We start from the raw sequence: 14,380 nt of genomic DNA on the forward strand, positions 1-14,380 counted from the left end.
GGGCTTTTTACGAATCCGTCGGAAATGCGACTTCTTACGAGTTCATCAAGAATAGAAGAATAGGGCAGCCAGGGCCGGATGGCGCTGTCTGCCCTGGCCGATTTCATGGGGGGCTTCCTTACTCTTCCAACAAGCGTTTGACATCCCGACACGCTCGCTCAAACGGATCTTCTTGGGCCGTTGCCGATGAGTCCCGGCGGCTGGATGGAACGATGAAAAAATAAAGCGCCTGCATCAGGAAGAACAACCAGATGGCGATGGCCCAGGAGATGGCCGTTGTCGGATGGAAAAAGACCGTCAGGGCGATGCCGCCACCAATGGCGATCGTTTCCGCCAATAATGCCCGCAAGGGGGTGGTGGTGAAGCAGATGCCGCTGCGAATCCAGGCCAGCATTCCCAGCCCCAGGCAAAAAAATCCGGTGTAGACGCCCGGCCACAATGCCGCTCCCAAAAGCAGGCCCATGGGAAAGAGGATCGTGGCCGGATGCCGCCTTCCCCAACGGGCCAGCAGCAGGGCATAGATGAGAAGATCCAGCCACAGGGTCAATTTGAAGGCCATGGACCCACCGATGGGACCGGCCAGCCAGCCGGCCACCGGCATCACGACCAGGGCACTGATCAGTCCATAGATCAGTGTCGTTCGAATCGATGGGGTCATAGCTGGTCTCCTTTCTGTAGTGCTTCCTTACGCTGTAAAAGCTCCAGTTCGACGGCCTCGTCGCCGTTTTCCAGGGGGTCGGTATTCATTGGAAACGCGTGTGCGGCCTGGCTGAAGCAGTCATCCGCTACCGGCTGGCAATACCGGTCGGCCCTGGCCTTGAGCGATTCGAATTGCAGCCGCTGTCGCGAGAGAACTTCCGCCAAACGCGCCTTGTCCGTCGACAGGGCGTCTTGTTGTTCCTTGAGATGGCGGATGGTGGCATCCAGGCTGCGACGACGGCGGATCAACATTCTGGCGATGTCATCCTTTTCTTTGGCAAGGGCCAGATTGAGATCCGGTTCCAACTGCTGCATTTCTTCACTACGATGCGCCACTTGGGCGGCAAGCCGGTCCAACCGTTCGGTCAGAGCGACCATCTGACGCGTTTTTTGATCCAGGCTTTCCTCCATTTCCCTTAAGTATTGCTTGAGCAGCAGCCCTCTGTCTTCAAGCTGGTCCATCACGCCGTGGGCATCGGCCTTGCAAAGTCTCAACAAACGGCTCATCAGTGACATATTTGGCTCCTTTATTATGGGGATTGGCAACAAGATATCTGCGGAAAGGCTGAGGGGTAAGCATCCGGTCCCGTCAGCCTTTCGCTGATCGTGTTATTTCTGGTGTTTGTCTCTTCTTTTCTGGTAGCTGTCATACTGCAGGGATTTGGCGGCCTGTTTCTTTTTCGCGGCCACGGCGGCCGGCGGGCCGGCGAACGTGTCGTCAACACTTTCCCGCAACGCCTGGACATCCGTGTCGAGGTTTTGGGTCACCTTGCTTGAGCCGACCACGGCATTGATGGCCGCCTGTTTGGTTTTGTAGGCTTCGATGCGCTGCTGGGCGCGCTCTTTTTCCCCGTCACGGATATCGGCGGCCACGGACTCCTTCAGTTGGCTGAACTCCTCCTGAACCACCTGATCGGCCCAGGTTTCCTTTTTAATGCTGGCCATGACCGCTGCCGGGTCGGGAACACAAGCCACTGTCAAAGGCTGGGCAAGGGCCGAAGTTTGCGGCTTGCCGTCCATGATAGAGTCGGCTTGCACCTGGCCCAGAAGGATTTCTCGTTCGGTTGCCGTGGGAACCTGGAAGGTCAGGTACAAAGTGCGCTGCTGGCCGGACAACAGGTTGCCGGGTGCGATGACGGCTGCTTCGCTCTCGTGATGAATGGGATAGCCGCCGGCACTGATCAGCCGAACCCCGGCTCCCAAGGGAATGCGGATTTTCACATCGGTGGCGGCCACCCGGCGGCTGGCGGACAGCTCGTCTTCGAAAACATGGGCAAAGGCCTGTGGGTTTTCCAGAAAGTGGTAGCTGCCGGCCCCATGATCGGCGATGGTGGTCATGAGCATTTCATTGAAATCCAGACCGACGCCCACCGTGCTGATGGAAAAGCGATGTTCCACCGCGGCCGTCGCCATGATACCCAGAGCCGCTGGATCCGTGATTCCCTGGTTGGCCAGGCCATCGGAAATGAGAATGACTTTGCGCTGCCGCTCGGCGCCGGGCGCTGGGTCATGAGGTCGATGCCTTGCTTGAGACCACCTCCCAGGTTGGTGCCGCCGCCCGAGGTCACCCGCTGGACCAGCGCGCTCAGCCGCCGATGGTTGTTTGCCGTGATGGGAACCAGGGCGGAAGGGGTTTGGACGCCGTCGGAATAGGTGACCAAGGCCAAACGATCATCCGGGCCGAGTTGATCCAAAAGCCGGATCACGGCCTGGCGGGCATCCTGGAGTTTTTGTCCCTCCATGGATCCGCTACGGTCCAGGACGATCACCAGATCGGCCGCCGGAATGGGCAGCGAAGCGTCCTCTATCAAGTGGGGGGCCGTCAGGCTCAGGGCCACGGTGACACGGCCGTCACCGTCCTTGAGCACTTTTTCCTGGACCACCTCACCGGAAATCGTGAGGCCGGTGTCGTTCACCGGAATAGAATCCGTCGGAACCGGTGTAGACGCTGCCGGGTTGCCCCGATCGGCCATGGCGGCCAGGGCCGCTGTGGTACCGATGATCAGGGCGATGATGGCGAACAAGCTTTTTCTGGATGGGGTCATTGGAATGCCTCCTTTGGGAATGAAGTGAAGATAAATGCTGTCAGCGATGGTTCATGATGGGATTGTACGTGGCCTGGCTTGAAATACAATTCAAACAAATGCAAAAGGTTAGCCTGCTTTTTTTTGCATAACTTTTACTTTGCCGAAGGCTTTGATCGTGTAATAGAAAGGAATCGTAGCGGACGTTTTTTTAAATTCAAGGAGACCGTATGGTTCAGCCCAAGGCCAGCATTCTGGTGGTGGAGGACGACCCGGCCATTTCAGGGGGACTCTGCGACGTATTGGTGTTCAACGGCTATGCGGCCCATGCCGTTGCCGATGGCAGCAAGGGGTGTGAGGCGATCCTGAGCGGACAGTATGACCTGGTCCTGCTCGATGTGATGCTGCCCGGTATGGACGGATTTACCATTTGCCGGGAAGTGCGCCGCAAGCGTCCCGCCCAACCGGTGGTCATGCTGACGGCCAAGGGTTCTGAAGATGACGTTGTCACGGGATTCAGCGCTGGGGCCGATGATTACGTGAGCAAACCCTTTTCCCTGCGTGAATTGATGGTGCGCGTGGAGGCGGTGCTGCGGCGCAGCGGCAGACCGGTGGGGGATGAGAAAATTCGTTTCGGCGGAATCCTCTTCGACGGCGCCAATCTTCAGGCAAGTGCCAATGATCGCGTGGAACCGTTGACCCGACGGGAGATGGACATCATGGGGTATCTTTTCCGGCACCAGGATCGCATCGTCTCCAAGGGCGAACTGCTCACTGAGGTCTGGCATTACACCGATCCCGGAGTGGAAACACGCACGGTCGATATTCACATGCTAAAGCTGAGAAAAAAGCTGACGGCCCTGACCGGCGGCCATGGACTGATCCGGACCGTGCGTGGTGAGGGCTATCGCTTGGAGACGGCGCGGTGAAACGCCTGCGCGTTTATATGATCCTTTTTGGCGTGCTGCTCAGCCTGCCATTGCTCTTCGTGGGGTGGCGTACCTACGGCGCCCTGGACCGCGAAGCCGAAGCTCAGGTACGCTTTTTTGCCGAACGGCTCTTCGACGATATGGAAACCGAAATGGCCGAACTGGTCCAGCGCGAGGAGCGGCGCGGTGTGGACGCGTATCGCCATACGCTGGTTCAGGATGGCCACCCGGTGGTGTCCCCCCTGGCCCATGGAAGCAGTGATGATTTCATCCTGGGCTATTTTCAGAACAACCCGGACGGTTCCTTTCAGACGCCGCTGGCTGCGGATGCGACCCGGGCTCCCGTTTCCGTTGCCGGCCAGGTACGCCAGCTCGAAGCGATCAACATGATCTTCAATCAGCGCAAGGCAGGGGCTACCGGGACGGTCAACGATGCCACCAAAGCCCCGATCAAGGCTGAAAAAACGCCGATCATGGCCCAAAATACCCAGGCGGCCTTTGCCGATCGTTACCTCAACACCTTTGACCGCAAAAAGAGTAAAAGCGTCCTTGGGCAGCAGAAAACGCGTGTCGAAGAGATTACCGCCGGTCAGGCCATGCAGTTGGCCCGATCGGAAGTCCCCGCGGCCGCGCCTAAAACGGCAGAGTCCATCATCGCGGGCGCTGTCCGCCCACGACCAAATGCCACGATCCCGGCATCCGAGCGAATGGCCGAGGACGCCTTGGAATCGGAGCCGTCCGTGTCGGCACCTCCAGCGATGCGCCGGTCACCAGCCGTACCGGCAGCGGTGAAGCCTGACGACGATCGCTTTCGCGTGGAAGTGGCGCCCTTGCAGGCAGTCACCATCGATTCGGGGCGCGTTTTTATTTTCCGACGCATCGGCATTGGCGGACAGATTTATCGCCAGGGATTCGTGTTGGAAGTTCAGCCATTTCTGGAGCATTTGCTCAAGGTCCATTATGATCCCCAACCCATCGCCCGCTATACCCGCTTGAGTCTGCAGGCCGCCGGGGTCAGGGCCGTCCGTTCATCCGGAAGCACGGGCGCGACACCGGGAACGGGTGATCGGCTGGCCGCAAGAACCTTTCCGGCACCCTTCGGGTTCGTGACGGCCGAAATGCGCGCCGTGGCCTTGCCGCCGTCTCCCGCCCGACAAACTCTCACCCTGGCCCTGGCCATTCTCGGGGTGGTCATGGTAGCCGGCCTGGTGAGCATATACCACGGTGCCCGTTCGGTCCTGGATCTTTCCGAGCGTCGTTCGCGTTTCGTTTCAGCCGTGACCCACGAACTCAAAACCCCGCTCACCAACATCCGTATGTATGTGGAGATGCTCGAGCAGGGAATTGCCGCCACGCCTGAACGGGAGCAGGCTTACCTGGGCATCCTGGCATCGGAAAGCGCGCGTCTGTCCGGATTGATCAACAATGTGCTGGAACTCTCCCGATTGGAGAAGCGCACACGTCAGTTCACCTTGACCAAAGGGGATCTCAGTGATGTCCTCACCGATGTCCAAGCTGTCATGGCCGAAAGCCTGGCTCGCGAAGGCTTTACCCTGACCGTCAAGGCCGATGATCTGCCGCACTTCGCCTATGACCGCGAGGTGCTGGTGCAGGTGCTGATCAACCTCATGGAAAACAGCATCAAATTCGGCCGCCACCTGACGGATAGGCACATTACCATCACGGTTCGGCCGAAGGATGGGTGGGTCGAACTGACGGTCGGCGATACCGGCCCGGGCATTCCCCGGCGAGCGCTGATGCGGGTATTTGAGGATTTCTATCGCGTGGATAACAACCTGACGCGCAGTACCGGCGGAACCGGGATCGGTCTGGCCTGGTGAAAAAATTCGTCCTGGCCATGGGCGGGCGGGTACGGGCGGACAACAACGCCGGCCCCGGTTGTGCGATCACCATCAGCCTGCCGACCAAACGGCAACCTTCTCCGCATAAGGTGTCATGAAAACCAAAATCGACCAACTGCAACCGATCTACGACAACTTCGAAGCCGCGGCGCAATCTTATAAGGCGGATGCCGCCTGCGCCAAGGGCTGCGCCTTCTGCTGCAGCGATGCCGGCAGCATCGATATCACCACGCTGGAGGGCCTGGCGATCCGGGATGTCATTGCCGCCATGCCCCGGCCCCGGCAGACAACGCTAAAAAAAATGCTGTCGGCCGACATGCGGCGACGGGAGCAAAAAAAAGTCTCGGCCTGCCCGTTTCTCATGAAAAACCGGTCCTGCATGATTTACGCGGTTCGCCCCTTTGCCTGTCGACGCATATACTCGCTCAAGATTTGCGGCCCGGATCAGCATCCCCTGCTCAGCCGCCAGGTGATGGACTTGGGCGATGCGGCCATCCGGGCGCTCCAGTCACTGGACGATACGGGGTATAGTGGCCACCTGTCCTACATTTTGCACATGCTCGACACCCCGGCTTTTCTCAATGTCTACCTGGCCGGTGAGCACAAGCCTGAAGCAGTGATGGTTTTCGGAAAAACCCACGGCATTGGAATCAATCGCATGCTGGCGGCTGGCGGACCACGGACCGGTGCATGACGCCCTGGCCGGCGCGGTTTCCATCTTTGGGCAAGCGGGCTTTGAAAAATGAGATTGCATCCGCAAAGAGTTTGGTGTAATCAACGAACCTTTTTGGGTTAATGGAAACGCGCCATTGGCCTAATCTGTATTTTTGATTCTTGTCCCATGCGACAATGTTATTTAAAAAGGTGGATCGAAGGTCCCATGACACTGAGCAAACTGGAAATTCAGCAAATGCTGCGGGAAATGAACGTCAAGTTCGATGCCGACGAAACTTATGACGAACTAAAGCAGCGATTGCAGAAGGAGAACCACAGTTTGTGGCTGAAATCCGTGTCGGGTGACCGCGGTGCCACCCGTCCGGAAAGCAAGGTCCGGTACGCAAGCGTAAAAAGGCCGATGTTTCACCCGTATCAACGGATAGCCAGGGCCTATCCCCTGGAAAAGCCGAGACGCCTGAAAAATACAAATCCCTACATGCCCATGCCCGGAAAGTCGGACCCGTTTTCCGCTCGCCGGTGATTGAAAAACCAGCTCCCGGCAAGCCATGGAAAGCCGTGGCCGACGGAACGGAACCGTTCAACCGAAAAAAGAACGTCTTCGACTCGGTGCTGCGTCGCTGCGGCATGTGCTGTGAGCACTGCGGCCAGCCGGCTGCCGCCGATGCCGATCCGGAAACCGCGCTCAAGCCGTTTTATATCCAGCCGCTATCCGATGGCGGCGAACACTCCATCAAAAACATGGTGGCGCTTTGCCCGGCCTGCTTTGAAGCCGTGCAAAGCGATCCTTCCCCCAAAGTCATCAAGGATCTCAAACGTAAGACCCGCTCCAAGCTTTACGATTCCCTCCAGGTGATCCGCAAAAAAACGGTCCGTAAACGGCGCCCCCTGTCAGGCCGACGACAATAGGATCCGCCTATTCCTGATGAATTCGTCAGAATTGGATGGGCACCAACTTTTATCGGGTGCGTTTGCGGATGGTCCGTTGTTATCGGTCGATCAGATTCTGGTAGCGGGCCAGAGTGGCCTCCCAAATCCGGATGGTTTCCTCGTCCTCGGATCCTTTGATTCCGATTTTGTTGAAAAAATTGGCTGCGTTGGCGTAGATCGCCTTGGAGACCGACTCCTGTAGACGAATTTCACCCTGGCGGAGCATCCGGTTGCCGATGGCCAGCATGCGTTTCAACATTTTGCCGTGATCATGGTGATTGCGCCGGTTTTTGGCAAAGTAGACCAGTGCCGTCTGGTAGGCGGCGATGAACGGCTCGACATATCCGGCGAAAAAAATCAGTTTGCGATATCCCTCGGAAGAGAGATAGTAGGTGTCCGGCATACTCGGGTGGGGAACCAGGATGGCCATGTCGATGAAGGCCTTGACGGTCTTGCGCACAATGAAGGCCGGTGGATGTTGGGGATCCGGGTTGAATTCTTCGGAAAAGAGTTCCTGCAATTGCCGATAGGTGTCGTGCAGATCCGTGGCCGAGAATTGAAAGGCATCCTTTTCCAGAATCGCAAGGGCTGTGAAGGCCGCCGGAATAAAATGACAAATACTGATATTCTTGTAATAATCCAGTGCGTTGCGTCTATTTTCGACAACTCGCCAATTCTCTCCGGAACTTCCTCCCTTGGCGGAATCGTCGATGCTTTGGATGAATTTACGGCCATGATAATGGGCCAGGGTATTTTCCATGGCACTCTTGAGATCCTGAGCCAGGGAGTCGGCCATGGGGGTTCCCTGGGCTTCGAGCAAATGCATGGCCGCCTCTGACCGAAATTCCAATTCCCTGCGGGAGAGCATCTCTCTTCCGCCCGAGAGAAGCACGCCGGCAATCATGGATTGGGGCGTCACCACGGTCTGCCGGTCGATGGCGTTCATGATTTGGGCCCCGATCTCCCGGCATATCATGTTCTGTTGTTTGGACGACAGGGGGGAGGCGTTCAGGGCCTGCTCGGCAAGGGCGTCGTTCAGGACACGGGGTTGCCGAAATTGAGGTAGACGCTGCCATAGCGGGTCTTCAACATGGACTTGGCCTTGAGCATCTGGCGGAAGTTTTCCGGTGGTTTTTTTCCGCCGCTGATCTCATTCAGGTACGATCCCTCATCGGGAATACGGTCGTAGGCGATGAAGACCGGAATAAAGATCAGATCCTTGCAAGCCCCTTCGAAATAAGCGTGCAACAGGATGGAGAGCATGCCCAACTGGGGTCGCAGGAGCTTTCCGCTACGGCTGCGAGTGCCTTCGATATAGACGGCGATGTTGAAGCCTTCCTTGAGCAATTCAAAAATGTAAGCCGAGAAAACCTTGGCGTAGAAGACCGCCCCCTTGAAGCTGCGGCGAACGAAAAAAGCGCCGACCCGTCTGAAGATCGACGCCATGGGCCAGAAGGCCAGATTTTTGCCGGCAAAGATGTGCGGGCAGGGCATGTGGTTGTCATAGAGCGTATAGGAGAGCAGGATCGAGTCCATATGGCTCTTGTGGGCGGGAACGAAAATCACCGGTCCCTTGCGTGAAACCCGTTTGATTTCAGCCAACGCATCGGGACTGGCTGTCACCGATTCGAAGACCACGCGGAGAAAGCGCCCGAGGAGGCGATGCGCCAGATTGATGAACGACGGGCTGTAATTGGCGGCGATCTCATCGATATAGCCCAGGGCTTCGTGGTGGGCTTCGAATATCGTGGTGTTTCGGCGCTTGGCATAGGCGACCATGAACTGACGCAGTTCCGCGCTGGTGAGAATTTCCTGTTTGATCTCTTCCGGCATCTTGATCGTCGGACCGGTGATGCTGCGTCGATGGGCATTGATCTGCCTGAGCAAATCCCGACGCAACTTCATGGCCAGGTAAGCGGGGCTGTGTCCCTGGTTTTCCGGCAGGTCGAGAAAATGCTGGAGATTGACGGGGTCGGAAACCTCGATGAAGATCCGCTCGGGTTTGTTGAAAAGGATGGCCAGGCGCCGCAGCTTGCGCGGTTTCTGGGGGGAACCGAAAACGATGTCGGTCAGCGTGGGGTAGGTCGATGCCGGTCGTTTGCTGAATAACATCAACTGGGGAACCAGGCAGATGGGGCGCTTCAGATTCTGTTGGATCTGGATCAAATGGCGGATGGGGTCGGTCTTGGACTTGATGAAACTGCGATAGAAGTCGCGTTTGCCCACCAGTGGCAGATAGGCGGTCGTCCCGCTTTCGATCTCCTCACGGATGAAACCCGCCTGGTAAGGATCGCGCAAGGCGAAGTGCCGAAAAAAGTGACGGATCTGAGCATACGTGATGAGCAACAGCCTTCCCACCGGCTGCAGAATACGAATTTTACCCTCGAAACAGAGTTGGGGGAAGGGCAGGCGGGCTTGCATATAACGCGTAAAATAACATAGGAATTCGAAATAACTTTTATTTTTGGACACATAAACAATGACCGCATTATTGGGCAGATCATCGATCGTGCGCTGGAGTTGCGGATTGATCGACACGCCGGAAAACAGCCGGCGTAGGATGAACAGGGTAAAAAAGCCGATTCTGGCGGGCAGCCAACAGGCAAACAACTTCTCTGCCGGCCCGGTCATGCGCAGAAGCAGGTCTTTGATCATGGATGCAGTTTTCTTCATGGCGCGGTTATACCAGATCTGTGCAAAAAGGCCACAGACGATCAATGTGTGGCCTATGGTTGTTGTTGTGAACGCAGATTATTCCGTGTGGATTTGAAAGATCACATTTAGCGCTCGGGATCGGTGGGTTCGGATTCGTTGGATGATGCCAGCGGCAGCCCCAAGGGAGCCTGGAGTGGCGCCTCGCTCTCCAGACGATCCACATTTTGAAAGCCACGGGGCAATTTTTTGCCGCGACGACCGCGTTCGCCCATATATTGGGCCAGATTGCCGGCGGTCAGTTTGAAAAACCGTTTGCCGGCGTGGATCGTCAGCGTTCCTTCTGATGGTACGAGGGTGAGATGGACCAGTCGGTCGGTGCCTTCGCGGGCCTGCTTGGCCGAGATTTGGATAATTTTGTTGCCTTTGCCTTTGGCGATGGCGGGCAGCCGGTCCAGGGGAAAGACCAGCATGCGCCCCTCGTTGGTCACCGCGGCCAGGAGGTGGCCGGTGATATTGTCGACCAAAAGGGGCGGCAGCGGCTGGGCCCCCTTGGGCAGACTCAATAGGGCCTTGCCCTTGGTGTTGCGGGTGATCAGTTCCTCGAAACTGGTGATGAACCCGTAACCGGCGTCACTGGCCATGAGGAGTTGCTGATCGGGCGGGGCCATGATCACGCTGGTGAAGATCGCCCCGGCCGGTAGAACGAAACGCCCGGTAAGCGGCTCACCATAGCCTCTAGCCGATGGCAGCGTATGCGCCGACAGGCTGTAGGAGCGACCCGTGGAGTCCAGAAAGACCACGGGCTGGTTGCTTCGGCCGCGTGCGGCGTCCAGGAAGCGATCCCCAGGCCGGTAGGTCGTTTCGCCAGGATCGATCTCATGGCCCTTGGCCGCCCGCACCCAGCCGTTGGCCGACAGGATCACGGTCACCGGCTCGACCGGCGCCAATTGCTCCTCGGTGATGGCCTGGGCCTCTCTACGCTCCACGATGGCCGTGCGTCGATCGTCGCCGTAGGCTTTGGCGTCTGCGCGCAACTCCTTTTTAATCAGGGTTTTGAGCCGCGCCGGCGAACCCAGGGTTTTCTCCAGAAACTGACGCTCCTTATCGAGGGCCTCTTGTTCGGCGCGAATTTTCATCTCCTCCAATCGGGCCAGATGGCGCAGGCGCAATTGCAGGATGGCCTCGGCTTGGATTTCCGATAAACCGAAACGTGCCATCAAGACCGGTTTGGGCTCGTCTTCACTACGAATGATGCGGATCACTTCGTCGATGTTCAGATAGGCGATCTGCAAGCCCTCCAGGATGTGCAGCCGCTCCAAGACCTTATCAAGGCGGTATTGCAAGCGATCCCGGACGGTTGTTTCGCGAAAGGCAATCCACTCGTTGAGAAGTTGGCAAAGGGTTTTGACACCTGGTTTGCGGTCCAGCCCGATGACGTTCAGGTTGGCCCGAAAAGTTTTTTCCAACTCGGTGGTGGCGAACAGGTGGGCCATGAGCGCCTCTTTGTCCACCCGATTGGACCGTGGCACGATGACCAGCCGAATGGGATCGTCATGATCGGACTCGTCCCGCAAGTCGGCCACCATGGGCAGCTTTTTTTTGTTCATCTGGGCCGCGATCTGCTCCAACACCTTGGCCGGTGAAACTTGGTGGGGCAGGGCGGTGATGATGATGTCGCCGTTTTCCTGCTCAAAGGTGGCGCGCATGCGGATCATCCCCCGACCGGTCCGGTACATCTCGACAATATCCGCTTTTGGGGTGATGATTTCGGCTCCGCAGGGATAGTCCGGTCCCAGGATGATTTCACACAGGCTTCGACGCTGGCGTCGGGATGGTCGATCAGATGGATGCAGGCTTCGACCACTTCGCCGATGTTATGGGGCGGGATGTCCGTGGCCATGCCCACGGCGATGCCGGTGGTGCCGTTGAGCAGAATATTGGGCAATCGCGCCGGCAGCACGCGGGGCTCTTTCAGCGTGCCGTCGAAATTGGGCACCCACTGAACCGTACCCATGGCGATTTCGGCAAGCAGCACCTCGGCGTAGGCCGAAAGGCGTGCTTCGGTATAGCGCATGGCGGCAAAGGACTTGGGATCGTCCGGAGCGCCCCAGTTTCCCTGACCATCGACCAGCGGATAGCGGTAGGAGAAGGGCTGCGCCATGAGCACCATGGCCTCGTAGCAAGCCGTGTCGCCATGGGGATGGAATTTGCCCAGAACGTCGCCCACGGTGCGGGCCGACTTCTTATATTTGGCGGCGGCTTTCAGCCCCAGCTCACTCATGGCGTAAACGATGCGCCGCTGGACCGGCTTGAGGCCGTCGCCGATATGGGGCAGGGCACGATCCATGATCACATACATGGCATAGTCGAGATAGGCCTGCCGGGTGAACTGCTGCAGGGGCATGCGTTCGGTATTGATGGATGTTGCGGTGGGCATAGAAAAGGGGTTCCTGCTTCTTTCTACTTTTTATAAATCCGTCTTATTCCACTTCGGCCAGGTCGCCGCTCTCCTCGATCCACTGGCGTCGATCGGCGGCCCGTTTTTTCCCCAGCAGCATATCCAGGGTGGCGAATGTCGCGTCGGTTTCATCCACGGTCAATTGGACCAACCGGCGCGTATCCGGAGCCATGGTGGTTTCACGCAACTGGAGCGGGTTCATTTCGCCCAGCCCCTTGAACCGTTGGACATTGATTTTAGCGTTGGACTTCTGGCGCTGGATACGCCGGACAATGGCGGTTTTTTCGGCCTCATCCAACGCATAATAAACCGCCTTGGCCACGTCGATGCGATAGAGGGGGGGCATGGCCACAAAAACATGGCCGGCTTTCACCAGCGGGGTAAAATGTTGCAGGAAAAGCGCGCAGAGCAGGGTGGCGATGTGCAGGCCATCGGAATCGGCATCGGCGAGAATGCAAATCCTGGCGTAGCGCAGACCGTTCAGCTGCTGGGCGCCGGGATCGACGCCAATGGCCACGGCAATGTCGTGAACCTCCTTGGAGCCGAGGATCTGGGTCGCATCCACCTCCCAGGTGTTGAGAATCTTGCCGCGCAAGGGCATCACCGCCTGGGTCTGGCGGTCCCGGGCCTGCTTGGCCGATCCGCCGGCCGAATCCCCCTCCACCAGAAAGAGTTCGGTTTGATCCGGGTTTTGGCTGATACAGTCGGCCAGTTTGCCGGGTAGGGCAGGTCCGGCGGTGACCTTTTTGCGCTCGATGCGTTTGCCGGCCCTGAGGCGATTGCGGGCACTCTCGATAGCCATCTCCGCCAAACGCTCGCCGGCCTCGGTGTGGTGGTTGAGCCACAGGCTAAAGGCATCCTTGACCACGCCGTTCACGAAAGCGGCACATTGCCGCGAGGAGAGCCGCTCCTTGGTTTGGCCGGAAAACTGCGGATCGGTCATTTTGGCCGACAACACGTAGGCGCAGCGCTCCCAGATATCGTCCGGCGCCAGTTTGATCCCGCGTGGAATCAGTTTGCGGAAGTCACAGAATTCGCGGATGGCGGCTAAAAGCCCGGACCGAAAGCCGTTGACATGGGTGCCGCCCTGGGGCGTGGGGATCAGGTTGACATAGCTTTCGGTGACTGTTTCGCCGCCTTCGGGCAGCCACACCACCGCCCAGGTCACGGCTTCGCCCTCCCCGTCCAGCCGTCCGACAAAGGGCTCCTCCGGAATCAATTCGCATTCTGCGAGGCTGCCGGCCAGGTATTCCTTGAGACCGTCTTCGTAGTACCAAGTCTCTTTTTCACCGGTGTTTTCGTCGCTGAAGGTGACGGTCAGCCCCGGGCAGAGCACGGCCTTGGCCCGCAGGGTGTGCCGCAGGCGGCGGGCGGAAAAGCGAACCGAATCAAAATAGGTGGCGTCGGGCCAGAAGCGGATAGAGGTGCCGGTGTTGCGCTGGCCCACCGTGCCGGTAACGACCAGGTCCTGCTGCTTGCGTCCGCCGGCAAACCAGATAAAGTGTTTTTTACCGTCGCGCTTGATCTCGACTTCCAGACGCGTGGAAAGGGCGTTGACCACGGATACGCCCACGCCGTGCAGACCGCCGGAAAACTGGTAGTCTTTGTTGGAAAATTTAGCTCCGGCATGCAGTTTCAAGAGGATCACCTCCACGCCGGTGATGCCTTCCTCGGGGTGAATGTCCGTGGGCATCCCACGGCCGTCATCGGCCACACTGAGGGAGCCGTCCGCATGCAGAATGACGTCGATGCGTTTGGCAAAGCCGGCAATGGCCTCGTCCACGCTGTTGTCAATCACCTCCTGGGCCAGGTGGTTGGGCCGTTGGGTATCGGTATACATGCCCGGCCGGCGGCGCACCGGGTCCAGCCCTTTGAGCACCTCCAAGGATGCGGCGTTGTAGTCGTGTTGGGTTGAACCGTTGGCGTTGAAAAGTTGATCGGATTTGATGGTACTACCTCCAAATAAATCATACCAAAGCGGGCTACACCCATGGAAGAGTTGCCGATCGGTTGTGTTGGTTTGATCTGCTTGCGGTCTCTTTATGATGGATATCGGTTAAAAAATCAATATGGTGTCAGGGCGATAGAAAAAAACACAGGCAGAACGGAATACCGTCCTGCCTGTGGGAAAAATTAGCTAATTGTGGG

13 protein-coding genes and 1 pseudogene are annotated in these 14,380 nt (G+C 57.9%); 6 read left to right on the forward strand and 8 right to left on the reverse strand.

Going from position 1 to position 14,380, the window contains the following annotated elements:
- Window positions 1-118 precede the first annotated feature (118 nt).
- The 4 genes from JCM12296_RS05875 to JCM12296_RS05890 form a co-directional block, all read right to left on the reverse strand.
- Complete coding sequence (locus JCM12296_RS05875; protein WP_054690931.1) at window positions 119-658, reverse strand: hypothetical protein; 540 nt, start codon at window positions 656-658, stop codon at window positions 119-121.
- Window positions 655-1,215 (reverse strand): PspA/IM30 family protein, encoded by a 561-nt coding sequence (locus tag JCM12296_RS05880; protein ID WP_054690933.1) that lies wholly within the window; start codon window positions 1,213-1,215, stop codon window positions 655-657. Before JCM12296_RS05880 ends, JCM12296_RS05875 begins: the two co-directional genes overlap by 4 nt.
- A gap of 93 nt (window positions 1,216-1,308) precedes the next feature.
- Window positions 1,309-2,112, reverse strand: a complete 804-nt coding sequence (locus JCM12296_RS05885; protein ID WP_157067401.1) for a vWA domain-containing protein — start codon at window positions 2,110-2,112, stop codon at window positions 1,309-1,311.
- Window positions 2,034-2,744, reverse strand: a complete 711-nt coding sequence (locus tag JCM12296_RS05890; protein ID WP_054690938.1) for a VWA domain-containing protein — start codon at window positions 2,742-2,744, stop codon at window positions 2,034-2,036. Before JCM12296_RS05890 ends, JCM12296_RS05885 begins: the two co-directional genes overlap by 79 nt.
- A 209-nt stretch (window positions 2,745-2,953) precedes the next feature.
- Here JCM12296_RS05890 and JCM12296_RS05895 point away from each other — a divergent pair, with 209 nt between their 5' ends.
- From JCM12296_RS05895 to JCM12296_RS05915, 6 genes are all read left to right on the forward strand, one after another.
- Entirely contained in the window at window positions 2,954-3,652 is a 699-nt protein-coding gene (locus JCM12296_RS05895; RefSeq protein WP_054690940.1) for a response regulator transcription factor, read from the forward strand.
- Window positions 3,649-5,493, forward strand: a complete 1,845-nt coding sequence (locus JCM12296_RS05900; protein ID WP_054690942.1) for a sensor histidine kinase — start codon at window positions 3,649-3,651, stop codon at window positions 5,491-5,493. The genes JCM12296_RS05895 and JCM12296_RS05900 overlap by 4 nt, the downstream gene beginning before the upstream one ends.
- The gene (locus JCM12296_RS47105; protein WP_281491934.1) at window positions 5,490-5,612 is read left to right on the forward strand and encodes a hypothetical protein; all 123 of its coding nucleotides are present in this window, start codon (window positions 5,490-5,492) and stop codon (window positions 5,610-5,612) included. The genes JCM12296_RS05900 and JCM12296_RS47105 overlap by 4 nt, the downstream gene beginning before the upstream one ends.
- Complete coding sequence (locus JCM12296_RS05905; protein ID WP_054690944.1) at window positions 5,609-6,208, forward strand: YkgJ family cysteine cluster protein; 600 nt, start codon at window positions 5,609-5,611, stop codon at window positions 6,206-6,208. Before JCM12296_RS47105 ends, JCM12296_RS05905 begins: the two co-directional genes overlap by 4 nt.
- A 186-nt stretch (window positions 6,209-6,394) precedes the next feature.
- The gene (locus JCM12296_RS05910; RefSeq protein WP_054690946.1) at window positions 6,395-6,712 is read left to right on the forward strand and encodes a hypothetical protein; all 318 of its coding nucleotides are present in this window, start codon (window positions 6,395-6,397) and stop codon (window positions 6,710-6,712) included.
- 35 nt (window positions 6,713-6,747) lie between these two features.
- Window positions 6,748-7,098 carry an HNH endonuclease gene (locus JCM12296_RS05915; protein WP_157067402.1) on the forward strand — a complete coding sequence of 117 codons (351 nt, stop codon included), beginning with the start codon at window positions 6,748-6,750 and terminating at the stop codon, window positions 7,096-7,098.
- 79 nt (window positions 7,099-7,177) lie between these two features.
- Here the strand turns inward: JCM12296_RS05915 and JCM12296_RS50225 are convergent.
- The 4 genes and pseudogenes from JCM12296_RS50225 to parE all read right to left on the reverse strand — a co-directional run bounded on the left by JCM12296_RS50225 (window position 7,178) and on the right by parE (window position 14,180).
- Window positions 7,178-9,792, reverse strand: a pseudogene (locus JCM12296_RS50225) (1-acyl-sn-glycerol-3-phosphate acyltransferase).
- 107 nt (window positions 9,793-9,899) lie between these two features.
- Window positions 9,900-11,585, reverse strand: coding sequence for a DNA topoisomerase IV subunit A (gene parC, locus JCM12296_RS05930; protein WP_306303971.1), 1,686 nt, complete (start codon window positions 11,583-11,585; stop codon window positions 9,900-9,902).
- Complete coding sequence (locus tag JCM12296_RS51310; RefSeq protein WP_246804018.1) at window positions 11,486-12,211, reverse strand: DNA gyrase subunit A; 726 nt, start codon at window positions 12,209-12,211, stop codon at window positions 11,486-11,488. Before JCM12296_RS51310 ends, parC begins: the two co-directional genes overlap by 100 nt.
- Window positions 12,212-12,254: 43 nt before the next feature.
- Window positions 12,255-14,180 (reverse strand): DNA topoisomerase IV subunit B, encoded by a 1,926-nt coding sequence (gene parE / locus JCM12296_RS05935; protein WP_054690953.1) that lies wholly within the window; start codon window positions 14,178-14,180, stop codon window positions 12,255-12,257.
- Window positions 14,181-14,380: the final 200 nt, after the last annotated feature.

Source organism: Desulfosarcina cetonica JCM 12296 (genome assembly GCF_001311845.1).
Taxonomy (GTDB): domain Bacteria; phylum Desulfobacterota; class Desulfobacteria; order Desulfobacterales; family Desulfosarcinaceae; genus Desulfosarcina; species Desulfosarcina cetonica.